23 protein-coding genes and 3 tRNA genes are annotated in these 23,575 nt (G+C 41.0%); 1 reads left to right on the top strand and 25 read right to left on the bottom strand.

The window, feature by feature from the left end; genetic code table 11:
- Positions 1-25 precede the first annotated feature (25 nt).
- The 14 genes from OSJ91_RS27725 to OSJ91_RS27790 form a co-directional block, all read right to left on the bottom strand.
- A tRNA-Asp gene (locus tag OSJ91_RS27725) sits at positions 26-101 on the bottom strand.
- Positions 102-124: 23 nt separating this feature from the next.
- Positions 125-196 (bottom strand) — tRNA-Glu (locus tag OSJ91_RS27730).
- 8 nt (positions 197-204) lie between these two features.
- A tRNA-Lys gene (locus tag OSJ91_RS27735) sits at positions 205-280 on the bottom strand.
- 275 nt (positions 281-555) lie between these two features.
- On the bottom strand, positions 556-1,848 hold the full coding sequence (locus OSJ91_RS27740) for an adenylosuccinate synthase (protein WP_076368493.1): 1,293 nt from the start codon (positions 1,846-1,848) through the stop codon (positions 556-558).
- A gap of 280 nt (positions 1,849-2,128) precedes the next feature.
- Positions 2,129-3,493 carry a replicative DNA helicase gene (gene dnaB, locus OSJ91_RS27745; protein ID WP_063234298.1) on the bottom strand — a complete coding sequence of 455 codons (1,365 nt, stop codon included), beginning with the start codon at positions 3,491-3,493 and terminating at the stop codon, positions 2,129-2,131.
- Positions 3,494-3,633: 140 nt separating this feature from the next.
- Complete coding sequence (gene rplI / locus OSJ91_RS27750) at positions 3,634-4,083, bottom strand: 50S ribosomal protein L9 (protein ID WP_101223970.1); 450 nt, start codon at positions 4,081-4,083, stop codon at positions 3,634-3,636.
- On the bottom strand, positions 4,080-6,050 hold the full coding sequence (locus OSJ91_RS27755; protein ID WP_350300813.1) for a DHH family phosphoesterase: 1,971 nt from the start codon (positions 6,048-6,050) through the stop codon (positions 4,080-4,082). Before OSJ91_RS27755 ends, rplI begins: the two co-directional genes overlap by 4 nt.
- 41 nt (positions 6,051-6,091) lie before the next feature.
- The gene (locus tag OSJ91_RS27760; RefSeq protein ID WP_485890807.1) at positions 6,092-7,039 is read right to left on the bottom strand and encodes a YybS family protein; all 948 of its coding nucleotides are present in this window, start codon (positions 7,037-7,039) and stop codon (positions 6,092-6,094) included.
- Positions 7,040-7,275: 236 nt separating this feature from the next.
- Positions 7,276-7,515: a 30S ribosomal protein S18 gene (rpsR, locus tag OSJ91_RS27765; RefSeq protein ID WP_053348323.1), complete on the bottom strand. Its 240-nt coding sequence runs from the start codon at positions 7,513-7,515 to the stop codon at positions 7,276-7,278.
- Positions 7,516-7,563: 48 nt separating this feature from the next.
- Complete coding sequence (ssb, locus tag OSJ91_RS27770; protein WP_057278276.1) at positions 7,564-8,088, bottom strand: single-stranded DNA-binding protein; 525 nt, start codon at positions 8,086-8,088, stop codon at positions 7,564-7,566.
- Between the two features lie 69 nt (positions 8,089-8,157).
- On the bottom strand, positions 8,158-8,442 hold the full coding sequence (rpsF, locus tag OSJ91_RS27775) for a 30S ribosomal protein S6 (RefSeq protein ID WP_034316153.1): 285 nt from the start codon (positions 8,440-8,442) through the stop codon (positions 8,158-8,160).
- Positions 8,443-8,856: 414 nt separating this feature from the next.
- The gene (gene ychF, locus OSJ91_RS27780; RefSeq protein WP_034316156.1) at positions 8,857-9,957 is read right to left on the bottom strand and encodes a redox-regulated ATPase YchF; all 1,101 of its coding nucleotides are present in this window, start codon (positions 9,955-9,957) and stop codon (positions 8,857-8,859) included.
- Positions 9,958-10,125: 168 nt separating this feature from the next.
- Positions 10,126-10,323, bottom strand: coding sequence for a DUF951 domain-containing protein (locus OSJ91_RS27785; RefSeq protein WP_034316158.1), 198 nt, complete (start codon positions 10,321-10,323; stop codon positions 10,126-10,128).
- Positions 10,324-10,343: 20 nt separating this feature from the next.
- A complete protein-coding gene (locus OSJ91_RS27790) occupies positions 10,344-11,180 on the bottom strand; it encodes a mechanosensitive ion channel family protein (RefSeq protein ID WP_485890808.1) in 837 nt (278 codons plus the stop codon).
- Positions 11,181-11,572: 392 nt separating this feature from the next.
- On the opposite strand from OSJ91_RS27790, the gene yyaC reads away from it, so the two are divergent.
- Positions 11,573-12,208 (top strand): spore protease YyaC, encoded by a 636-nt coding sequence (gene yyaC / locus OSJ91_RS27795; RefSeq protein ID WP_350300816.1) that lies wholly within the window; start codon positions 11,573-11,575, stop codon positions 12,206-12,208.
- A 54-nt stretch (positions 12,209-12,262) separates the two neighbouring features.
- Here yyaC and OSJ91_RS27800 read toward each other — a convergent pair whose 3' ends face one another.
- From OSJ91_RS27800 to rpmH, 11 genes are all read right to left on the bottom strand, one after another.
- The gene (locus OSJ91_RS27800) at positions 12,263-12,964 is read right to left on the bottom strand and encodes a DUF554 domain-containing protein (protein ID WP_350300817.1); all 702 of its coding nucleotides are present in this window, start codon (positions 12,962-12,964) and stop codon (positions 12,263-12,265) included.
- Between the two features lie 53 nt (positions 12,965-13,017).
- On the bottom strand, positions 13,018-13,878 hold the full coding sequence (locus OSJ91_RS27805) for a ParB/RepB/Spo0J family partition protein (protein WP_350300818.1): 861 nt from the start codon (positions 13,876-13,878) through the stop codon (positions 13,018-13,020).
- Positions 13,871-14,632 carry a ParA family protein gene (locus OSJ91_RS27810; protein WP_034316249.1) on the bottom strand — a complete coding sequence of 254 codons (762 nt, stop codon included), beginning with the start codon at positions 14,630-14,632 and terminating at the stop codon, positions 13,871-13,873. Before OSJ91_RS27810 ends, OSJ91_RS27805 begins: the two co-directional genes overlap by 8 nt.
- A 249-nt stretch (positions 14,633-14,881) precedes the next feature.
- A complete protein-coding gene (gene noc, locus OSJ91_RS27815) occupies positions 14,882-15,742 on the bottom strand; it encodes a nucleoid occlusion protein (RefSeq protein ID WP_101223976.1) in 861 nt (286 codons plus the stop codon).
- Between the two features lie 375 nt (positions 15,743-16,117).
- Positions 16,118-16,834 carry a 16S rRNA (guanine(527)-N(7))-methyltransferase RsmG gene (gene rsmG / locus OSJ91_RS27820; RefSeq protein ID WP_101223977.1) on the bottom strand — a complete coding sequence of 239 codons (717 nt, stop codon included), beginning with the start codon at positions 16,832-16,834 and terminating at the stop codon, positions 16,118-16,120.
- Positions 16,835-16,864: 30 nt separating this feature from the next.
- Positions 16,865-18,751 (bottom strand): tRNA uridine-5-carboxymethylaminomethyl(34) synthesis enzyme MnmG, encoded by a 1,887-nt coding sequence (gene mnmG / locus OSJ91_RS27825; RefSeq protein ID WP_350300819.1) that lies wholly within the window; start codon positions 18,749-18,751, stop codon positions 16,865-16,867.
- Between the two features lie 21 nt (positions 18,752-18,772).
- Positions 18,773-20,158, bottom strand: coding sequence for a tRNA uridine-5-carboxymethylaminomethyl(34) synthesis GTPase MnmE (gene mnmE, locus OSJ91_RS27830; RefSeq protein WP_350300820.1), 1,386 nt, complete (start codon positions 20,156-20,158; stop codon positions 18,773-18,775).
- A 333-nt stretch (positions 20,159-20,491) separates the two neighbouring features.
- A complete protein-coding gene (gene jag / locus OSJ91_RS27835) occupies positions 20,492-21,112 on the bottom strand; it encodes an RNA-binding cell elongation regulator Jag/EloR (RefSeq protein WP_137020458.1) in 621 nt (206 codons plus the stop codon).
- Entirely contained in the window at positions 21,109-21,897 is a 789-nt protein-coding gene (gene spoIIIJ / locus OSJ91_RS27840) for a YidC family membrane integrase SpoIIIJ (protein ID WP_063234312.1), read from the bottom strand. The genes jag and spoIIIJ overlap by 4 nt, the downstream gene beginning before the upstream one ends.
- Before the next feature lie 175 nt (positions 21,898-22,072).
- Positions 22,073-22,429, bottom strand: a complete 357-nt coding sequence (rnpA, locus tag OSJ91_RS27845; RefSeq protein WP_063234313.1) for a ribonuclease P protein component — start codon at positions 22,427-22,429, stop codon at positions 22,073-22,075.
- An 80-nt stretch (positions 22,430-22,509) separates the two neighbouring features.
- Positions 22,510-22,644, bottom strand: coding sequence for a 50S ribosomal protein L34 (gene rpmH, locus OSJ91_RS27850; RefSeq protein WP_034316183.1), 135 nt, complete (start codon positions 22,642-22,644; stop codon positions 22,510-22,512).
- Between the last annotated feature and the right edge of the window lie 931 nt (positions 22,645-23,575).

Here is a 23,575-nt window from a genome sequence, read left to right on the forward strand (position 1 = left end):
ATTCTATTTTAGTATAAAAATAAAATGGCGGTCCCGACGGGAATCGAACCCGCGATCTCCTGCGTGACAGGCAGGCATGTTAACCGCTACACCACGGGACCAGTAAAGCATTTATATAAAGAAGTGACCCATACGGGATTCGAACCCGTGTTACCGCCGTGAAAGGGCGGTGTCTTAACCGCTTGACCAATGGGCCGGAAAAAATGGTGAGCCATGAAGGATTCGAACCTTCGACCCTCTGATTAAAAGTCAGATGCTCTACCAACTGAGCTAATGGCTCGTTCTAATGAAATGTTTCTTTGCATGATGTGAACTTAACATCTGCAGCTTGTTAATGGCTTGTTCTATTGTGACGACGCTTTTGATAATATCATGGTTAGTATAGTTTAGGCAATAGTTTTTTGAAATAAAATTATTTTTTTCTTGTCTTTTTCATTTTCCCTACAGTTTAATCCATTCATTTGGTATCCCGGACCTCCCGAATGTGACAGATGATGCATTAATCTAAATAATGAAAGAAGAGCCGGCAAAAAAAGCCAGCTCTTTTTTCATGAATTACGCTAGACGCCAAGGGCTTCTCACGACATTAGTTTGGTTACGGTCAGGACCGACAGAGAAAGTAGTCAAAGGAATGCCTACCAATTGAGATACGCGCTCTACATAGTGGCGAGCGTTCTCTGGAAGTTCATCCAATGATTTGCAGCCTGTGATGTCTTCTGACCAGCCTGGCAGCTCTTCATAGACTGGTTTACATTCGCCAATCGCTTTCAAAGTTGCTGGAACCTCATGAATGATCTCGCCTTTGTAGTCATAAGCCACACAAATTTTGACCGTATCAAGACCTGATAATACGTCAATCGAGTTCAATGATAAATCGGTAATCCCGCTGACACGGCGAGCATGGCGGACGACAACAGCGTCAAACCAGCCTACACGGCGAGGTCTCCCTGTAGTCGTCCCATATTCCCGGCCAATTTCCCGGATTTGGTTGCCGACTTCATCATGTAATTCTGTAGGGAAAGGACCATCGCCCACACGGCTTGTATATGCTTTACATACTCCAACCACATGGTTGATTTTCGTAGGACCTACACCAGAACCGATCGTAACTCCACCTGCAACCGGGTTAGATGAAGTGACGAATGGGTATGTTCCTTGATCGATATCAAGCATAACACCTTGTGCCCCTTCGAATAATACCCGTTTTCCTTCATCAAGTGCGTCATTCAATACAACGGATGTATCACAAACATATTTCTGCACTTGTTGTCCGTACTCATAGTATTCTTCCAAGATATCTTCGATTTTGAAACCTTCCGTTTCATAGAAACGTTCGAACATACGGTTTTTTTCGACAAGATTTTGAGACAATTTTTCCTCGAAAATTTCACGGTCCAAAAGGTCTGCCATGCGGATTCCGTTACGAGCAGCTTTGTCCATATATGCAGGGCCGATTCCTTTTTTAGTCGTTCCAATTTTGTTGGCGCCTTTACGGTCTTCTTCGACTTCATCCAATTTGATATGGTAAGGAAGAATGACATGTGCACGGTTCGAGATACGAAGATTATCCGTACTCACCCCATGGCTATGTAAATAAGCAAGCTCCTCTACAAGAGCTTTTGGATCAACCACCATACCATTTCCAATGACACAAATCTTATCACTATAAAAAATCCCTGACGGAATTAAATGCAGTTTATAGGTAACGCCGTTAAATTTTATTGTATGCCCTGCATTATTTCCACCTTGATAACGAGCGATGGCTTCCGCATTCTGGGATAGAAAATCTGTTATTTTACCTTTACCTTCGTCTCCCCATTGTGTACCGACTACTACAACTGATGACATCTGAATAAAGCACCTCCAAAGGTTCACGTAATACCGATCATTAACCGGTTCTTATCAAACAAACCTATTTTATCAATAATCCAAACTGGAAGTCAATACAAAATCCGAACAATAAACTTTTTAAAAAATTCTTTGTTCGTAAATATAAGAAATTTCTTTCCGTTTTTTTTGGATTGTCAAACATTATTGTACCCTCTGATTTCTTTTTCTATTATCATAACGGCCTTTCTTTTTCCCGAAACAGAGAAAGCCCGCCATCGCATGAATGGCAGGCAGTTTTCTAAGCGCCGGGAGACATCGAATCATCATCGAAGCGGCGTTCGAGGTTAACGAATTTATTATATTCTTTCACGAATGCAAGCGAAACCGTGCCTACCGGACCATTACGCTGTTTCGCTATAATGATTTCAATGATATTTTTATTCTCGGATTCTTTATCATAATAATCATCACGGTATAAGAATGCTACGATATCAGCATCTTGCTCGATACTCCCGGATTCCCGGATATCAGACATCATCGGGCGCTTATCCTGACGTTGCTCCACTCCCCGCGATAGCTGGGAAAGGGCGATGACGGGCACTTTAAGTTCACGGGCGAGCGCTTTGAGTGAACGTGAAATCTCGGATACCTCTTGCTGACGGTTGTCGCCTGAACGACCATCGCCTTGAATTAACTGCAGGTAATCGATCAATATCATGCCAAGGCCATGTTCCTGCTTCAAACGACGGCATTTTGAACGGATTTCACCAATCCTCACACCAGGGGTATCATCGATATAAATGCCTGCATTCGACAAGCTTCCCATCGCCATCGTCAGTTTACGCCAATCCTCATCAGTTAAGGAACCTGTCCGTAAATTCTGGGCGTTGATATTCCCTTCAGCACAGAGCATACGCATAACGAGCTGCTCTGCACCCATTTCAAGACTGAAAATCGCTACATTCTCCTCCGTTTTGGTAGCAACGTTTTGAGCGATATTCAATGCAAAAGCGGTTTTACCAACCGAAGGACGGGCACCCACTATAATGAGGTCATTACGTTGGAACCCTGCTGTCATTCGATCCAGTTCAGCAAACCCTGTCGGTATTCCCGTGACATCCCCTTTACGGGTAGTCAAAACTTCTATGTTATCGTACGTCGCTACCAATACATCTTTAATATTTTGAAAAGACCCGGAATTTTTACGCTGGGCCACTTCCATGATCGTTTTTTCTGCTTCCCCGAGCAGCTCCTCGACCTCGTCCTCGCGACTGTAGCCTTCCTGAGCGATGTTGGTCGCTGTCCTGATCAAACGACGCAGCAATGACTTCTCCTCGACGATGCGGGCATAATATTCAATATTGGCCGCGGTAGGCACCGATCCGGCCAATTCACTTAAATAAGAAACACCGCCAACTTCTTCAAGGTTTTTTGTCGCAGCCAGTTCCTCTGTCACCGTAATCAAATCGACAGCTTTTCCTTCGTCATTCAATTTTAGCATCACATTAAAAATCTTTTGATGAGAGCTTCTGTAAAAGTCTTCCGGAATCAAAACTTCCGATGTAACGGTCAATGAAGAGGGCTCTAGAAAAATGGCTCCCAATACAGCCTGTTCGGCTTCTATATTTTGAGGGGGAATCCTATCCTGAAATTGTTCTATCATATCTTAAAACCTCCCAATCTAAGAGGATACCTTTTATATGTTTCTAGTAAAAAAGAAAAAAGTGAAAGGACAACATGCCCAATCACATTTTTCGTCTATCTCTATTTTATCAATTTTTCACAGATATGAAACAGCTAAAATTAGTTAATTTCTTTCACATGCACAGTCAGTGTCGCAGTGACCTCAGGATGAAGCTTGACTGGAAGCTTTGTATGCCCTAAAGAACGGATGCCGTCAGCAAGCTCCATTTTACGTTTATCTATCTTGATACCGTGTTTTTTCTGAAGCTCCGAGGCAATTTGTTTAGTCGTGATTGAACCGAACAAACGCCCGCCCTCACCGGCTTTGGCTGATAGTTCAACCGTTAACTTCTCTAGCTGCACTTTCAATTCTTCAGCTTGCTGCAGCTCTTCTGCTGCAAGTGATTCTTCTTTATTTTTCTGGGCTTCCAAAGTTTTTACATTTGAATTATTTGCTTCAACCGCCAATCCTTGTTTAAGCAGGAAATTATGTGCATAACCATCTGCAACATTTTTAACTTCCCCTTTTTTCCCTTTACCTTTTACGTCTTTAAGAAATATCACTTTCATTCTTTATGTCCCCCTTCTAAATATTCATCAATAGCTGCTTTCAATCGACTTTCGGCTTCATTAATGGAGCATACCTGCTGAGTGGCTGCATTTGTTAGATGTCCGCCTCCATTCAACATTTCCATGATCACCTGTACATTGATATCACCGAGAGAGCGCGCACTTATGCCAACTGTATCATCAGATCGCTTAGCCATTACAAAGGAAGCGACAACGCCATCCATGGTCAATAGGGTGTCCGCAGCCTGAGCAATGAGCACCTGATTATGAACCTGATCGGTTTTTGCCGCTGCAATGGCAATTCCTTTTTTATAAAAGATGACTTCCTCAATGAGCTTCGAACGTTTGATATAGGTGTCCACGTCTTCTTTTAAGAATTTCTGGACAAGTACCGTATCAGCTCCATGCGCCCTTAGATAAGAGGCGGCATCGAAAGTGCGTGAACCCGTTCTCAAGGTGAAGCTTTTCGTATCGACGATGATACCTGCAAGAAGCGCCGTCGACTCCAGCATATCAATCTTTGAGCGTTTCGGCTGATATTCAAGCAGTTCGGTCACAAGTTCTGCCGTTGAAGAGGCATATGGCTCCATATAGACGAGCAATGAGTTCTTGATGAACTCCTCACCCCGGCGATGATGATCGATGACCACAACCTTATCGATCCTATTCAATAACCGCTCTTCAATTACCATGGAAGGTTTATGCGTATCAACCACAACCAGCAACGTCTCATCCGTAATCATTTCAAATGCATCATCAGGTGTTATGAACCGGGCATACAGCTCTTCTTTATTTTTGATCTCTTCCATTAAACGAAGGACGCTGCTATCGAGCTGCTGGGTGTTGATGACAATATAGCCTTCACGTTCATTCATTTGGGCAACCTTCAAGATGCCGATTGCTGAACCGATTGCGTCCATATCCGGGTTTTTATGGCCCATGACAATGACTTTATCGCTATCAAGTACTATATCCTTCAATGCATGCGAAATAACACGGGCACGGACCCTCGTGCGTTTTTCCATCGGATTGGTTTTGCCGCCATAGAATTTCACTTTTCCATTCGCTTGCTTTATGGCTACCTGATCGCCGCCACGTCCTAAAGCGAGATCCAAGCTGGACTGTGCAAGCGTACCTAGTTCCGGCAAGGATGACACGGCCGAGCCGACACCGATGCTCAAGGTCAATGGGACATTTTGCTTGGCCGTCGTTTCCCTGATTTCATCCAAAATCGAGAATTTCCCCTTTTCAAGCTGCTGAAGGATATGCTCATTAAAGACAGCGATGAATCGTTCCGAGGAAACCCGTTTAAAGAAAACGCCATTATCCCTTGCCCATTTATCAAGAAGTGAGGTAACCAAGCTATTAATGCTGCTTTTGCGCTGATCATCCATACCCTGGGTCAAATCATCATAGTTATCAAGAAGAATGATCGCAATTGCCGTTCGCTCATCTTCATATAATTTCTCGATTTCCACTTGCTCAGTCACATCAAAAAAGTAAAGAAGCCTTTCATCACGCTTATGGACCACCTTGAATTTCCGATCGTGGAGCGTAAGTGTCTCTGTCTCGATCTCTTGCTTGATTAACGGTACTATCGAGTCCGCAACATCGTATAGCGATCTTCCTGCCAAGGAGTCTTCACTAAAACAAGAAGCCAGGAATGGATTGGTCCATTCAATGTAATAATCCTCATTAAAGAGCATGATCCCAATCGGCATTTCCAATAACGCTTCTTCGCCTACCTTCTTTAAACGGTAAGATAAAGTCGTTATATACTCTTCTGTCTTCCGTTGCTTTTTTTCTACCATTCTTAATGTTAAATAAAATAAACCAGCAAGAATTAATAATCCAACAAGTGCAATAACCCAATTATAATAAGCCAGGACGCCCAAAAGTAAAACGACCGCGGCGAGCACCCCATACAATGGGGACTTAATCGAGTATTCTTTCAAATAAGATGGCATAGTTTCAGCTCCTAAAAGCATCTGTTTTACAAAAAAGTCTTCTATTCCTTTTTCTTGATTGTCTCCCTAAACGGAAAGCCTAAATCTATTATACCTAAAAATCGGACGGCCGTCGTAATAATCGGAATCGGCAGAAGCAAAGAAAAAACCACGATTAAAACCGGTATCGCCTTAACCCATGACTTAACATGAGCGATATAGAATATCAGGGAATACCCTTGTAATAATATGAAGAACTGCAGTATGAAAAATAGGTTCGTTATGGCCATATATACAAAACTGTTCTTGTCCGTATTCACAAAAAGAGCAAGAAGCATCGTAATTAAATAATACCATAAAAGGCTTTTCGGGAGTCGCAGATCTCGAAAATGGGGCCATTTTAACGCCTTATCACTGAATCTCTTCACAATGGGGTGCGCCGCAAAGAAAATCAATAAAACCATGATGACGGACATCAAGACGAACAAACTTGGCATCAGCGTGTTCATCATATCGATTGATTCATACATCTGCTTTTTGACTTGTTCCGTCGGTGCCTGTCCAAAAGAATCCATGATGCCGATTGTATTTTCAATGGACCCCTCAAGAATGTTCATCGATTCTTCTATGTAATTAACATCCGTTATCAAAACTGAAGCTGCATATATTAATAAAATGCCCCCCAGAAAGACAAGGACTGCACTTATGAACATAGGTGCCATCGGTTTGTCCTTTTTCAAAAAATAGCCGATCGCAATTCCCGTTGCCCCCATGAGCAAGGTCAGGGGAACAGACAATATCGTCCCGATGAGGATCGACAATAACGAGGCTACAAATAAGTAACCAAGGCTCCACGATAACTTTTGTTTGATTGTGACCAGTATGAATGGAATGGGTAAAAAGAAAGCAGTGAAAATACCCAATAGTGGGATTTGATTGGTGATGAACAATAAAATGCAATATAGTGCCAGAAGTGCTCCGCCCTCGGCAATTCGTCTCCCGCTATTCATCTTTATTTCACCCCCTGTTATTATTGATGTCTTATCTCCATCTTTATATTGTATCCGTTACGGCCAGGATATTTCAAACATCACAGTCTTTTTTAGGATATGATTATTTTTTCTGAGGAAAGCGCCCGGATAACTTCCTTCTGAAATAAAAAAAACCGCAATTCAGCAGTTTTCAGGCATAAGTGATAACTTATAAAAAAGGCACATTAAGGATAACTCCTCAATGTGCCAATTTATTATTCACCAGATACGTATGGTAGTAATGCCATAGTACGTGAGCGTTTAATAGCAATCGTTAATTTACGTTGATATTTAGCGCTTGTGCCAGTTACACGACGTGGTAAAATTTTACCGCGTTCTGAGACGAATTTTTTAAGAAGATCTGTATCTTTGTAATCAATTTTAGTGATTCCGTTAGATGTGAAATAACAAACCTTTTTACGCTTACCGCGTCCTTTACGTCCACCCATTGCCATAATATATTTCCCTCCCTGCTTTTTTGAATTTTCATTTTAAACGGCTGTTTAAAACGGAAGATCATCATCTGAAATGTCGATTGTTTTACCGTCATTAGCAAATGGATCATCATCTACACGAGTGTAGTTGTTATTGCTCCGTTGATTCTGATTAGGATTTTGTCCATACGAATTGTTGTCATTTCCGTTATTGCCATAACTTCTTTGACCTCCACCGTAAGAACCGCCTTCATTTCTTTCACCCGCTGAACTGCTTCGTGGTTCAAGGAATTGAACGCTCTCAGCCAGAATCTCCGTCACATATACGCGTTTGCCGTCTTGTCCTTCATAATTACGTGTTTGGACACGTCCATCCACGCCAGCTAAACTGCCCTTTTTCAAGAAGTTAGCTACATTTTCTGCCGGTTTACGCCAAACTACACAGTTAATGAAATCCGCTTCACGTTCACCCTGCTGATTCGTAAAACTACGGTTCACAGCCAAAGTAAAGGTAGCTACGGGAACCCCATTAGGTGTATATCGTAATTCAGGATCTTTAGTTAAGCGTCCTACCAAAACTACGCGATTCATCATCAGAATCAACCCCTAGGTTTCAAGCTTGTTTCATGTGAAACAAGATTAGAATTTATATTAAATATTGAATTAAACTTCTTCTCTAGTAGCCATGTGGCGAATAATGTCTTCACTGATTTTAGCAAGACGATCGAATTCTTGAATCGCAGCACTTTCAGCGTTAACTTTAAGAAGCATGTAGTAACCATCACGGAAATCATTGATTTCATATGCAAGACGGCGTTTACCCCATTCTTTTGCTTCTACTTCCGCACCATTATCAGAAAGGATTGTGTTGAAACGTTCAACTAAAGCTTTTTTAGCTTCTTCCTCAATGTTTGGACGGATGATATACATAATTTCGTATTTTCTCATCACTGTCACCTCCTTTTGGTCTAAGCGGCCCAATTGGGCAAGGAGCAATTATTTATAATTACTCACAAGATAAAATTATAGCATAGTTAAAGAGGCTTTGCAACGAACGGTTCGACTTATTACAATTAATTGTAATCTAATGATTCAAGTCGCAAAAAAGACCCTACATATGGAACGGTAGGGTCCTCAGACTGCATACAAACTCGATAATCATTCAGTTTGTATGCACTCTTTTTTAGGTTTTTAAAATTTGACCGTTGATTTCCACTTCAGGCACTCGCTTTCCGCAGGAGTCTCGTACCTTCCGTTCCAATCAACTTTGTTCTAGCATTAAGATAGAACTCCTTTTGCCCACAGTCTTTTTTGTTTTAAAATAAATGGATTAAAACTTAAGGAAATAAGGGTCTTTGAATCTTAAACGTTAAAACGGAAATGGATAACATCGCCATCGTTAACGATGTATTCTTTTCCTTCCAAACGGACTTTACCCGCTTCTTTTGCGGCACCATGACTGCCCGCTTCAAGTAAATCGGTATAAGAAACCGTCTCGGCACGGATGAAACCACGTTCGAAGTCCGTGTGAATGACTCCGGCACATTGAGGGGCTTTCATTCCTTTGCGGAATGTCCAAGCACGCACTTCCTGTACACCAGCTGTAAAGTATGTTGCCAATCCAAGCAGATTATAAGAAGCACGGATCAACTGATCAAGACCTGACTCCTCAATGCCAAGTTCAGATAGGAACATTTCCTTTTCTTCACCTTCAAGCTCTGCAATTTCTTCTTCGATTTTGGCACAAATCACGATTACTTCGGCATTTTCCTTCGCAGCATATTCACGAACTTGCTGTACATATTCATTATCGTCAGCATTCGCCACTTCATCTTCGCTCACGTTCGCTACGTAAAGCGTCGGCTTCGCTGTAAGTAAATGCATGCCCTTCACGATTTTTTGCTGCTCTTCAGTAAACTCAACGGAACGTGCAGGCTTTTCATCTTCCAAAGCTTCTTTTAAAGCCACAAGGATTTCATGTTCTGCAACAGCGGCTTTATCTTTTTGCTTGGCCATTTTTCCGACACGGTCGATGCGTTTGACAACAGATTCCAAATCGGCAAGGATCAATTCAAGGTTGATGACTTCAATATCATCGATTGGATTTACTTTTCCGGAAACATGGGTAATGTTATCGTCAGCAAAGCAACGGACGACTTGACAAATGGCATCCACTTGACGGATGTGGGAAAGGAATTTATTACCCAATCCTTCTCCTTTACTTGCTCCTTTTACAATCCCGGCGATATCCGTGAATTCAAAAGCTGTCGGAACCGTCTTTTTCGGTTTAACCAATTCAGTCAATTTTTGCAGACGGTGATCTGGCACTTCCACGATCCCGACATTAGGGTCGATCGTACAGAAAGGATAGTTGGCAGATTCCGCACCTGCCTGAGTAATTGCATTAAATAAAGTGGATTTACCTACGTTAGGCAAACCGACTATACCAGCTGTTAAAGCCATTTATATTTCACTCCTTCAAGATGATTCGTACATATGGGAAAAGAACTGATCTTCTATAAAGACCATCCAATTACCTAAACCTTTCCCAATTATAGATTTCGCTTCCTAAAAAGACAAGTAAATCATGAGAAACGCCGGACTACTTTCACTCCCCAAAAAAAAGCATGATCACTCCTCATGCTTTTGCAGAACTTTTTTCATTTTCTTTGCGAATTCACGTCGGGGCAGCATCACGCTATGACCGCACCCTTCACATTTTATCCGGATATCCATACCGAGCCGTATTATTCTCCACTTATTCACTCCACACGGATGTGGTTTCTTCATTTCCACAATATCCTTAAGTGCAAATTCCTTTTCTTCCATAACCATGAGCCCCCTAACTCCTATGACTCGCTGCCATTGTACGTAGATTTAATCCCACTTGAATCAAGCGCAGCACTTATTTCATTTCTTAATATCCTGCTGATTTCGATATGATGCATCGGCTTTGTTTCCGCTTTAACCCGAAAGACGATTTCTTCAGGACTGATTTTTTCAATTCCCAAAAATTCTGGTGCATTGACCAAGGCTTCGTATTTGCCTTCCATACTGTTTAAAAGATCAATCAGAACCTTCTCGGCACGCTCGACCGATCCATCGTTAGGTATGGTCACATCAACAACAGCCATACTGTTTAAAATGGAATAATTCGTGACCTGGATGATGCTGCCGTTGGGTATGAAGTGCAATTCACCTGCACTGCTTTTGATTTTTGTTGTACGAAGCCCGATTTCAATGACTTCCCCTTCAAAATTATTGATTTTAATATAATCCCCAACCGAGAAATGATCTTCAAAAATAACGAAAAATCCAGTAATTATATCCTTGACCAGACTTTGAGCACCAAACCCAATTGCCAAACCGAGAACACCAGCACCAGCGAGTAATGGCATCACATGAAGTCCAAAAATCTCCAGAATCATCAACAAGGCAATGAAATTGATGACATAGGTAATGATATTTTCCAGCAGTTTAATGAGTGTCGCTTCCCTGCGCTCCGATACCCGAATTGGACTTCTTAAACGAGCTTTGAAAAATTTATTCAGAATAGTCTTTCCTATTGTAATAATAATACGCGATAACAACAGAACAAGGAAGATTTTAATAATGCCCTCGCCCATCAGCAGCCATATCTTTTCATCCAATATCTCTTTTGTAACGTTATCATAAATGCGATCCATATTTTCCTCCTGCCTAATGCAAATAACTACAAAACTATTATATCTTCTATATGATTTTTTCCCATATAGACGTATTCCTCTACCCTTCATGCATGGAGATAACCATGAATAAGAGAGATTTTCTCTATTTTATCAATAAATAATGGTTTCTGTACAAAAAAAATATGGGTATATAGGTAAAAGATTTAGAAGGTTTTTCCCAGATATTCAAGTAATTATTTACTAGAAAGTATAAAGGAAAGTAATTGATAGAGGATAAGCGACGATTCATATCCCCTTCAACTATTGGCATGTTCTACAAAAAATTCCCTCATCCATTATGTTAAATACCGTATATTTTCCCCTTTTTATCCGTATACTGTAATACCAAATAAAGTAAAGGAGTTGAGCCGATGAATCTGAATTCTAGTCTATTTAATAATAATAAAAATAGATTGAGTCGCATCCTGCATGAAGATACGGATGCATCCAAACAAATTTCCCAGGAATTGATCAACCTCCTACCTACCGGAAAGCTTCAACCAATCGTCATCGTCTGTATAGGCACAGACCGTTCCACAGGCGATTCACTCGGACCACTTGTCGGCACTCTGCTTAGTGAAAAAGCTGAAAACGGTTCTTCTTCATTCCATGTTTATGGAACTCTGGATGACCCTATACATGCGATGAATTTACAGGAAAAATTAAATGAAATCAAAAAGATGCATGCCAATCCATTTATAGTCGGAATCGATGCTTGCTTAGGGAAAATGAAAAGCGTCGGCATAGTTCAAATCGGCCAGGGACCAGTGAAGCCGGGTGCAGGGGTCAATAAAGATCTTCCTTCCGTTGGAAATGCCCATATTACAGGAATCGTGAATGTAAGTGGATTCATGGAGTTCATGGTCTTGCAGAACACTCGTCTTAATCTTGTGCTAAAAATGGCCAAAACCATTGCCGAAGGGATTCATGAAGCACAAAATCATTATCCAATAAAACCTACCATCACTCCTTTCACATGGTCATTCAAGCAAGAAAAAACCCTTTGATCGATTTTTGCTTATGATAAAAAAGAAGGAAGGGGTCATCCCCTTCCTTCTTTTTTATACATAATACATGAAAGTAACCAGAATGGCGGTGATCATTATGCCTGGAAGCAGATTCGCCACCCTTATTTTGGTGACACCGATAATATTCAAGCCAATTGCCAAAATCATGACTCCCCCAGTTGCCGTCATTTCCAATATGAAGGAATCCATTAAAGCAGTTGGGATCATCGTATTGATCTGCCTTGAAAAAATCGCCATTAACCCCTCATAAAGAATGATCGGAAATGCTGAAAAAAGTACACCTATGCCGAGCGTGCTGGCAAGGACCAATGCTGTAAATCCATCGATGATCGCTTTTGTTATCAAAACGTCATGATCATTCCGGATACCGCTATCCAGGGCACCGATAATGGCCATCGCCCCAATGCCAAATATGAGCGTAGCCGTTACAAACCCCTGAGATATCGAAGATCCTTCCTTCGCTTTCATCCTGCGTTCAAGCCAATTTCCTAAAGAATTAAGCTTAGCCTCAAGATTCATCCATTCACCAAGGACAGCCCCTCCGACAATACTTAAAATGACAACAAGGAAATTATCACTTTTAAACCCCATCTGCAAACCTAAGACCATGACAGCCAAACCGATGCCGCTCATGACCGTTTCTTTTATCTTTTCAGGTATATGTTGTAAAAACATTCCTAAAATCGAACCGATTAAAATGCAGGCACCATTCACCAAGGCCCCTAATAATACCATCTCATCCACCTAATTTTCTGCATAAGTCGTCACGATCTTTTCATAAAGGCGATCTAAGAGGAAAGGTTCTCTTGATCGATCAAGTTCAAAATTCTCTCTAAATCTTCTTTTGAAAAGAATTCAATTTCTATTTTTCCTTTTTTCTTGCTTTGTTTTATCGTTACGCTCGTCCCTAGTCTTTCACGCAGACTTGTCTCCCGTTGCTTTATGAATATATCTTTTTTCTCTTGTTTCTTAGGTTTGGTTTCACGTGAAACGGTATCATTCAATTGATGTATATATTGCTCTAGCTGTCTGACATTCATACCTTCTTTGAGGATTTTATCCACTACCGGCTTAAGCATCTCTTTTTTCTTTAAACCTAGCAATGCCCGTCCATGCCCCATGGAAATTTCCCCGTCCGAGATATATCTCCTAATCCCTTCAGGCAAAGAAAGTAATCTAACATGGTTTGCTATATGGGGCCGGCTTTTACCCAGCCGATTGGCCAACTGCTCCTGAGTAATTTCCAATTTTTCAAGAAGTGTTTGGTAAGCAACGGCTTCCTCGATCGGATTCAAATCCTCCCGTTGCAGGTTTTCCAAAATCGCCAGTTCCATCATCTGCTGTTCGCTCAATTTCCTCACAACGACCGGAACTGTATTTAAACCAGCTTCTTTGGCAGCTCGGTAACGCCTTTCCCCAGCCACAATTTCATATCCCTTAATGCTTTCCCGGGCAATAATCGGCTGTAATATCCCGTGTTCCATGATGGATTGCTTTAATTCCTCTATAGCTTCAAGCCGAAAGTTCTTTCGGGGCTGATAAGGATTTGGCCTTAATTCCCTTACTTTGATTTCGCGCACGATTTCATCTTTACTGATCTCCCCACTGTTGAAAAGTGCGTTAAGTCCTTTGCCAAGTCCTTTAGCCATTTGATACCACTTCCTTTGCCAGTTCTAGATAGACCTCCGCCCCTCGTGACTTTGGATCATATATAATTATCGGTTCTCCATGGCTCGGTGCTTCACTCAAACGGACATTGCGGGGAATGATGGTTTGATAGACTTTATCCTGAAAGTATTTTTTTACTTCTTCTATGACCTGGAGACCTAGATTTGTTCTTGCATCCAACATCGTCAAGAGCACACCCTCGATTTTCAAATCATGGTTCAAATGCTTTTGGACGAGGCGGACCGTATTCAACAGTTGACTCAAACCTTCCAATGCATAATATTCACATTGTACCGGAATCAAAACTGCATCAGCGGCCGTTAAGGCATTAAGCGTAAGCAAACCCAATGATGGAGGACAGTCAATCACAATGTAATCATATTGGCTTTGCACCTCTTCTAAGGCCCTTTTTAATCGGACTTCCCTTGAGATGGTTGGAACAAGTTCAATTTCTGCACCTGCAAGTTGAATTGTCGCAGGTATGGCATATAGGTTTTCTACCTTTGTTTCCATGATAACGGTACTGGCCTCGACATCATCAACCAATACATCATAAATACATTGTTCCACATCTGCTTTGTCGATACCTGCACCGCTTGTCGCATTTCCCTGCGGATCGATATCGACCATTAAGACTTTCTGTCCTATATATGCAAGACAAGCACTTAAACTGACAGAAGTTGTCGTTTTTCCAACACCGCCCTTTTGATTGGCAATGGCGAGAATCTTCCCCACGAATTCACCTGCTTTCAACTATCTATATCTACTGATTTGTACCGTAAATCCATTTATTTCTTTCTATTTTATCATGAATGTTACTGGAAGAAATCGTTTTCTGAAATTCCTCTTAAAATTTCAAATACACCTAAAAGCATTAAAAACCCGGGGAAATTTGAATGTTTTCAAGGCGGAAAATGCCAGTTTTGGAGTGAAAATAAAAAAGCTTGGTAATCGAAGACTACCAAGCGGGCTAAGGATAGGGAATCAAGTTTTTTTCTTGGGTATTTTAATCGTGAACTGATAATACTCCTCGAATTCTTCTTCCTCTGCATCCAAATTTATTCCATTGTCTGTAACCATATTGAGTGATTGGCGTATGGTATTCACGGCAATCCTCATGTCTTTACTAAACGCTTTTCGCTTAGGTTTCGGCTTCTGCACAGTACCCGTCAGGAGCTTGACGACTTGCTCTTCGGTCTGCTTGACGTTCAACCCTTTTTCGATGATTTCCACAAGCAGTTTAAGCTGCTTTTCAGGACTCTTTAACGGTATCAACGAACGGGCATGGCGTTCCGTAATTTGCTTTTGAAGAAGTGCATCCTGAACCTCCTGTGGCAGCTTAAGCAGCCGAAGCTTATTCGCCACGGTAGATTGACCTATTCCCAGTCTTTGTGCCAGCGCTTCTTGGGTTAAACTATGCAGCTCCAATAGTTTTCCGTAAGCCAAAGCTTCTTCAATCGGTGTCAGTTCTTCACGCTGAAGGTTTTCTATCAGCGCGACGGAAGCCGTTTCTGTATCGGTGAAATCCTTGATTATAGCAGGTGCCAGTTCCCAGCCAAGCTTTTGCATGGCCCGGAAACGACGCTCACCTGCAATGATTTCATATTTTCCCTGACCATAAGCCCTTACTACAATTGGTTGAATGATCCCATGAGTATGAATCGTTTGAGCCAATTCAGCAATTTTATCGTCATTAAAAACGGTCCTTGGTTGAAATCGATTAGGCACAATATCAGAAATGGAAATTTTTCTTATCTCTTCATTATTATTGCTAGGTGTCTCCATCTCTAGTTGCTCTTCTTCTTTTTCGCCAAACCCAAAGAACCGCGAAAAAGGATGCTTCATCTTCCTACACCACCTTTTAAAACTCCCAAATAACATATTCTCTATTTAAAGGACAAGTCCTGCATACATTTCCCGACATGGTTATACATATGGCCCTTCACTGTAAAAAACATGTCGACTGGCGCCATCAAGGTAATAATGAGGAATGGAAGGCCAGTTATTATGGATATCGGCCGGCATTCCCTAGACTATTTCCCTGAATCAGCCAGCACAGGGCACACGTTTTAACATGTACCTAATGCCTTTGTTGGCAAATGCAGTATTGAGTAAAAATAATAAGTTCATACATTTATAGTAAAAGAAAATAAGGGCAAGTACCAGCCATGTATTTGAATCATCTGCGCTTACTATGAAAACATACTCCTCTTGCAAAGATTATTCAATAGGCTGTTTATTTGGTGTCCCTGGTTTTCTCGGGTATTTTTTAGGAGTCTTCTTCACTTTTTTTACAGTAATGATGTTTCTTTCACTATTTTCCTCTGGCAATGTGAAAGGATGAATTTCTTCGATTTCTCCGCCTAATGTAAAAATGGCCTTCTTCCCAGTGTCCATTTCATCTTGTGCACTAGCCGCTTTCATTGCAATGAACGTCCCATCCGGTTTAACAAGCGGCAAACATAGTTCACTTAAAACGGACATCCTGGCTACCGCCCTTGCCATGACAATATCATAGGATTCGCGATGCTCCGGTTTTTGGGCGAAGGTTTCAGCCCGGTCATGATAGAAGGAAACTCCCTTTAATTGCAAGGAATCCGCAAGGTGATTCAAAAAAGAAATTCGCTTATTCAAGGAATCCACAATCGAGACGTGGATATCAGGGAAACAAATCTTCAAGGGAATACTCGGAAATCCAGCTCCAGCCCCAACATCGCAAATTCGATATGATTTATTAAAGTCAAAATAGAAGGCTGCACTGATTGAATCATAAAAATGCTTCAGATAAACTTCTTCTTTATCAGTGATGGCTGTTAAGTTCATCTTTTCGTTCCATTCCACCAATAATCGATAATAAGTGTCAAACTGATCAAGCTGTTGAGGAGATAGCTCGATTCCTTTCTCCAGCAGTGCTTGTTGGAACTGTTCAATATTCATGTCTGCTTCAATCCTTTTCGGGTATTTCCATTACTGAGATACTCTGGCGATCTTACCTTGTTCCAAATAAACAAGCAAAATGGAAACATCAGCGGGATTCACACCTGAAATTCTTGAAGCCTGAGCTACTGATAGCGGGTGGACCTGCTTTAACTTTTGACGTGCTTCCGTTGCAAGACCAGAAATTGCATCATAATCGATATTCTCTGGAATCTTTTTATTCTCCATTTTTTTCAGGCGATCGACTTGCTGCAAGGATTTTTCGATATATCCTTCATACTTGATCTGGATTTCGACCTGTTCCGTCACTTCATCGCTCAGTTCGACATCACTTGGCGCCAACTTCTGAATGTGGGAATAATCCATTTCAGGCCGTTTCAATAAATCGGAGGCACGGATTCCATCCTTCAACTCACTGCCGCCGCTTGCAGTAATGACTTCTTGAACCTCTTTGGTCGGTTTGATGAAGTTTGATTTCAGTCGTTCCTTTTCCATTTCAACCGCTTCTTTTTTCATAAGGAAACGATTGTAGCGTTCTTCTTTGATCATCCCGATATTGAATCCAATTTCCGTTAAGCGTAAATCGGCATTATCATGACGCAATAATAAACGGTATTCTGCACGCGAAGTCAGCAAACGGTATGGTTCATTCGTACCTTTCGTCACAAGGTCATCAATGAGAACACCAATATAGGCATCCGAACGGCTTAAAATCAGTTCTTCTTTACCCATTGCATTCAATCCTGCATTTATACCGGCCATCAATCCTTGTCCTGCTGCTTCCTCGTAGCCGGATGTCCCGTTAATTTGGCCAGCAGTATACAGATTTTTGATTTTCTTCGTTTCAAGTGTAGGCCATAGCTGCGTAGGAACGATAGCATCATATTCAATTGCATATCCAGCACGCATCATTTCCGCCTTTTCAAGTCCTGGAATTGTTTGCAGGATTTTCACTTGTACATCTTCAGGCAGACTGGTGGATAAACCTTGCACATAAACTTCCTTTGTATTGCGGCCTTCAGGTTCCAGGAAGATTTGATGCCGAGGTTTATCATTAAAACGAACGACTTTATCTTCTATCGATGGACAATATCGCGGTCCGGTTCCTTTAATCATTCCGGAATACATTGGCGAACGGTGCAGATTTTCATCAATGAGCTGATGTGTCCCCTCATTCGTGTATGTCAACCAGCATGGCAATTGATCCGTTATGAACTTTGTCGTTTCATAAGAAAATGCGCGTGGCACTTCATCGCCAGGCTGAATTTCCGTTTTGCTGTAATCTATGGAAGAGCTATTCACTCGTGGCGGCGTTCCTGTTTTAAAACGGACCAAGTCAAATCCTAACTGCTCTAAATGTTCAGAAAGCCTGATGGAAGGCTGCTGGTTATTTGGGCCGCTTGAATATTTCAGTTCCCCTAAAATGATTTCACCGCGTAAATATGTTCCCGTCGTGATTACGACAGTTTTCGCACGGTACACCGCTCCTGTTTTAGTGATGACACCCGTACATACGTCGTTTTCAACAATTAATTCTTCTACCATTCCTTGAATCAATGTCAAATTTTCTTGGTCTTCTATCGTTTTTTTCATTTCTTGCTGATAGAGAAATTTATCTGCCTGCGCCCGCAGCGCACGAACAGCCGGACCTTTAGCCGTATTGAGCATCCTCATTTGAATATGGGTCTTGTCGATATTCCTTCCCATTTCACCGCCTAAAGCGTCAATTTCCCTAACGACTATCCCTTTTGCCGGCCCGCCAACGGAGGGATTGCATGGCATAAAGGCGACCATATCCAAATTAATGGTGATCATCAACGTTTTAGCTCCTACTCTTGCAGCTGCAAGGCCTGCCTCACTGCCAGCATGACCGGCACCAATAACAATGACATCATAGCTACCTGCTTCGTATTGCATATCCTTTTCCTCCTTTTACGCTTATTTTCCTAAACAAAATTGAGAGAACAATTGGTTGATCAAATTATCCTGAACGCTTTCGCCAATGATTTCTCCAAGGATCTCCCAGGCTTTCGTGAAATCGATTTGAACCAAATCAACCGGCGTACCCATTTCAATAGCATCGATTGCATCTTCGATAGACTGTAATGCCTGTCCCAGCAAAGCTATATGCCTTGCATTGGAAACATACGTCAGGTCTCCCGTTTCTAAAGAACCTTCAAAAAATAAAGAAGCGATGGCTTCTTCCAATTCATCGACCCCTCGATCCTCCAGTAATGATGTGGAAACAACTTTATGGGATGCCGCCTTTTCCTTAACCTTTGCCATATCGATTTTTTGTGGAAGGTCGGTTTTATTGATGATAACGATAACATCCATTCCCTCAACCGCTTGAAACAATTTCTCATCTTCGGCAGTGAAATCATCGGAATAGTTCAATACAAGCAATATTAAATCAGCCTCTTTTAATACTGCACGAGACCGTTCAACTCCAATTCGTTCAACGATATCTTCCGTTTCGCGAATTCCTGCTGTATCGACGAGTTTAAGCGGTACACCGCGAACATTGACATACTCTTCAATTACGTCACGTGTTGTACCTGGAATATCAGTGACAATCGCTTTATTTTCATGAACTAAGCTGTTAAGCAAAGAAGATTTTCCGACATTAGGGCGCCCAATGATAACGGTCGCAAGCCCATCCCTAAGTATCTTACCCTGTTGGGCCGTGTGAAGCAGCTTCTCTATTTCATTCTTCACATAACTGCCCTTTTCCAAAAATAAACGATGCGTCATTTCTTCGACATCATCATATTCCGGATAATCTATATTAACCTCGACTTGAGCGAGGGTCTGTAAAATTTCCTGACGCAGATTTTGGATTAATTTCGAAAGCCGGCCTTCCATTTGACCTAATGCAACATTCATCGCTTTATCCGTTTTAGCGCGGATTAAATCCATAACGGCCTCAGCTTGAGAAAGATCGATCCTGCCATTCAAAAAAGCCCGTTTCGTAAATTCACCAGGTTCCGCTAAACGAGCACCTTGTGAGAGAATGAGCTGTAATACCCGATTGACCGAAACGATTCCACCGTGACAATTTATTTCAACTACATCTTCCCTTGTAAATGTCTTTGGACCCATCATGACCGAAACCATGACTTCCTCTATGATTTCACCTGTTTTTGGCTGGATAAGGTGGCCATAATGAATCGTGTGTGATTTCACATCAAGCAATCCTTTTCCACCTGGTCCTTTAAAGATCCTGTCGGCTATTTCTATGGCCTCATCACCGCTGATTCTAACGATGGCGATTGCCCCTTCCCCTAAGGGAGTAGAGATAGCGGTGATTGTATCGAATTCCATGCTTTCACCTCTTATATATTGATGTTTCTATTTTTTTCTGATATTAAAATCGTCGAATCCCTAAATTACTACAATACCACAGTATATTGATGAAAAAAAGTAGATACTCCTTCCTCTCGAGAGTTATCCACATGCCGTCAATCCATATTCTGTAACATCTATTTTAACTTATCCACATGTGAATAACAAATATCGTCCGCTTCCCTTTACGGATCAAGAATATATAAAGAAATATGTCACTTATTGTTGAATTAGTACTTTGTATAAAAATATTCGACACACATTGATAGCAAGGCCTAAAAAAAAAAGAACCCCTGCTTAAAAGCAGAAGGTTCATTTAAGTGGAGTAATGACTAAGTGGCGATAAGGTTCCGTCCCACTTGAAGTCGTTTTTATTTTTGGATAATCCAAGAGAGCATTATGGATGACCTTTCGTTCATAGGATGGCATCGGCTCAAGTGAAACAGCTTTACCTGTTTTCATGGCTTTATTTGCCATTCTTTCGGCCAATTGGATTAAAGTGTCATTGCGGCGATTTCGATAATCTTCTGCATCTACAGTAATATTCAAAAACTGCTTCGAATATCGATTTGCAACCAGCTGTGCTAAATACTGAAGTGAATTTAGTGTTTGACCCCTTTTTCCAATCAATAAGGCAATTTTATCACCTGATAAATGGAATGTTACATTCTTACCTTTACGGGTGACATCAATTTGTGCATTGACTCCCATTTCCACGCTGACATTCTTCAAAAATCCCAGTGTCTCTTCAATGGGATCGGCAGGCAAGGTCACATGGACGATTGCCTTCCTTGCACCAAATAAACCAAAAAATCCTTTTTTGCCTTCATCTTCTATTTCAATCTCCACGCGATCTTTAGTGCTGTTCAGTTGAGCTAAAGCTAAATTTACTGCTTCTTCGACAGATTGTCCTGTAGCAGTTACTTTTTTCACTTTTTCTTTGCCCCTCCCGCGTTTTCCGCAGCTGCTTTTCTAAGATCCGGACCTTTGATGAAATATGTTTGAACGATACCAAAAAGGTTACCAACTACCCAGTAAAGAGAAAGAGCAGCGGGGAAATTAATAGCAAATACAACAATCATGATTGGCATGATGTAAAGCATCATCGTCATTTGTGCCGCCATTTGTGGATTGGAGTTCATTCCAACCATGGACATCTTTTGCTGGATAAAAGTCGTGATACCTGCAACGACCGGTAAAATATAATAAGGATCCGGGGAACCTAAATCAAACCAAAGAAAACTATGTAAAGCAATTTCTTCCGTACGGCTGATTGCATGGTAAAATCCGATCAAAATTGGCATTTGCACCAATATCGGCAAACATCCCGCCAATGGATTCACATTATATTTTGAAAATAGAGCCATTGTTTCTTGCTGTAGTTTTTGTTGTGTGGCAGCATCTTTTGAGCTGTATTTTGCTTGAAGTTCTTTCATTTCAGGCTGAATGGCCTGCATTGCTTTCGAGCTTTTCACCTGTTTGATCATTAATGGAAGTAATGCTAAGCGAATGATTAGTGTAACACCGATGATTCCCAAACCATAGTTCTCGCCAAATGCTTCAGAAAGCCAAATGATCAGGGCTGATAATGGATAGACAATGTATGAATTCCAAAAACCTTCACTATCCGCAGTAATAGGTTCTTTAATTTCCGTACACCCTGCTAACAACATCATTATCGAGGCTAGTCCAATAATGAGTAATATTCGTTTTTTCAACCGTAATTTCCTCCTAACTGCAATCAATCTTTTTTGAAACAATTGTGAACTGTTTGATAGAAGATTTCAAGGAAAAGCAATCCACTTTTTCCACAGTTACAATCGGGATTTTCTATGTCATCTTTCTCAAGTAACCACATGATCCGAGGAGTGCTTATTCGATATTAAGGGGACTTTATTGTTTTTTCATTTTAAAGTTTAGTGATTTAGAACGTTTCAGGACATGGATCAAGCTGCTTTTCACCTGGAAAAAGTCCATCTCCGCCGCTGGTTTTCGAGCAATCACAATATAATCCTTACCCTCTTCTATATCTTCTTTCAATTCCAAAAACGCTTGCCGTATGTATCTTTTAATTTGGTTCCTTACAACGGCGTTCCCGATTTTTTTACTGACTGAAAGGCCGATCCGAAAATAATCCTGACCTGGCTTTTCAAGGACATAGACAACGAATTGCCGATTAGCAGAAGACTCACCTTTTTTAAACACAAGCTGAAATTCGTCCTCTTTCTTAATCCTTAACTTTTTTTTCATTTTTACACCTTCATTACATGAATTGAGTCTCAGTAAATCCCTTATTTTGCGAAAAAAGACCACTGAGACTTTTCAGTGGTCTATGCAGATAATACTTTTCTGCCCTTACGGCGACGTGCAGCGATTACTCTACGTCCGTTTTTCGTGCTCATACGTGCACGGAAACCGTGAACTTTACTATGTTTGCGGTTATTCGGTTGATAAGTTCTTTTCATTATATGACACCTCCCTGAGGAATAACAGTTAAAGACAGTCTTTACAATTATATAGATGGAGGTTTCTACTTGTCAACCTCATCCATAAAAATATTTCTTTTTTAATGCTCAATGTCCAGTTGGCCTTTTTTTACTACCTAGCCTATTGTAAATGATTTTGCTCCGAACTGATATAGAAATTTTTGGGGAAAGGCAAATTTCCATCATTTTATCCATGAGCACAAATATGAGATTCGCAATGAATCCTCCCTTGTTCGAAACAACATTCGACAAATAATTAAGAATGGACGTGAATCATTTTTCGATCTGTTATGCAGCTCTTTCGGCTTGACCAACTTCGTTCAAATCAAATTAGCCAAGCCTATAATCACGGTCTGTGGATAAATTTCGACATGTTTTTTTCTATCCACATCCCATTTTATAGACTTTTGCACATAACAATGGCCTGTGGAAAAGTTTTTCCCACAAGCTCGGTAAGTTGTGGATAAAGTTTTCTAACCCATTGCAAGACGCCTGAATTTCTGATATTATATTTGTGTTTTCACTCTGAATAACTTTATCAACAGGTAACGTTTATCCACAGACTGTGAATAACTTGTGGATAGTTTATCCGACCTGTGTATATTAATCTGTCCACAGATGGTGGATATTGTCGAAAACCCTTTTTTCTTCTTTATTATATATTTCTTAAAATACCTGTTGATGAATAAACATTCAAGTCTACACTGGTTTACCAGATGTAGTCTGTACAAAGGTTGTACAGCGCAAGATATAGTTTTTAGGCACTTCATTACACAACACAAAAATTACTTAATACAGCTCACCGAACCTTTGCTGTCAAAATTAATATAAAGACGGCAATCGATGAGTTTATTTGTGCCTATACATTTAGATACAATTATTAAAAATATTTTGCAAAGGAGGGATAAGT

Source organism: Bacillus sp. T-10(2022), assembly GCF_056502895.1.

Coding starts and splice junctions, on each gene's coding strand:
- noc (WP_101223976.1), bottom strand. CDS start 15,742: ATGAAGCATCCTTTTTCGCGGTTCTTTGGGTTTGGCGAAAAAGAAGAA.
- yyaC (WP_350300816.1), top strand. CDS start 11,573: ATGAATCTGAATTCTAGTCTATTTAATAATAATAAAAATAGATTGAGT.
- rplI (WP_101223970.1), bottom strand. CDS start 4,083: ATGAAAGTGATATTTCTTAAAGACGTAAAAGGTAAAGGGAAAAAAGGG.
- OSJ91_RS27785 (WP_034316158.1), bottom strand. CDS start 10,323: ATGGAAGAAAAGGAATTTGCACTTAAGGATATTGTGGAAATGAAGAAA.
- rpsF (WP_034316153.1), bottom strand. CDS start 8,442: ATGAGAAAATACGAAATTATGTATATCATCCGTCCAAACATTGAGGAA.
- mnmG (WP_350300819.1), bottom strand. CDS start 18,751: ATGCAATACGAAGCAGGTAGCTATGATGTCATTGTTATTGGTGCCGGT.
- rnpA (WP_063234313.1), bottom strand. CDS start 22,429: ATGAAAAAAAAGTTAAGGATTAAGAAAGAGGACGAATTTCAGCTTGTG.
- OSJ91_RS27805 (WP_350300818.1), bottom strand. CDS start 13,878: ATGGCTAAAGGACTTGGCAAAGGACTTAACGCACTTTTCAACAGTGGG.
- rsmG (WP_101223977.1), bottom strand. CDS start 16,834: ATGAATATTGAACAGTTCCAACAAGCACTGCTGGAGAAAGGAATCGAG.
- ychF (WP_034316156.1), bottom strand. CDS start 9,957: ATGGCTTTAACAGCTGGTATAGTCGGTTTGCCTAACGTAGGTAAATCC.
- OSJ91_RS27755 (WP_350300813.1), bottom strand. CDS start 6,050: ATGCCATCTTATTTGAAAGAATACTCGATTAAGTCCCCATTGTATGGG.
- OSJ91_RS27740 (WP_076368493.1), bottom strand. CDS start 1,848: ATGTCATCAGTTGTAGTAGTCGGTACACAATGGGGAGACGAAGGTAAA.
- mnmE (WP_350300820.1), bottom strand. CDS start 20,158: ATGGAATTCGATACAATCACCGCTATCTCTACTCCCTTAGGGGAAGGG.
- rpmH (WP_034316183.1), bottom strand. CDS start 22,644: ATGAAAAGAACTTATCAACCGAATAACCGCAAACATAGTAAAGTTCAC.
- OSJ91_RS27790 (WP_485890808.1), bottom strand. CDS start 11,180: ATGGATCGCATTTATGATAACGTTACAAAAGAGATATTGGATGAAAAG.
- rpsR (WP_053348323.1), bottom strand. CDS start 7,515: ATGGCAATGGGTGGACGTAAAGGACGCGGTAAGCGTAAAAAGGTTTGT.
- dnaB (WP_063234298.1), bottom strand. CDS start 3,493: ATGATAGAACAATTTCAGGATAGGATTCCCCCTCAAAATATAGAAGCC.
- ssb (WP_057278276.1), bottom strand. CDS start 8,088: ATGATGAATCGCGTAGTTTTGGTAGGACGCTTAACTAAAGATCCTGAA.
- OSJ91_RS27760 (WP_485890807.1), bottom strand. CDS start 7,039: ATGAATAGCGGGAGACGAATTGCCGAGGGCGGAGCACTTCTGGCACTA.
- OSJ91_RS27800 (WP_350300817.1), bottom strand. CDS start 12,964: ATGGTATTATTAGGGGCCTTGGTGAATGGTGCCTGCATTTTAATCGGT.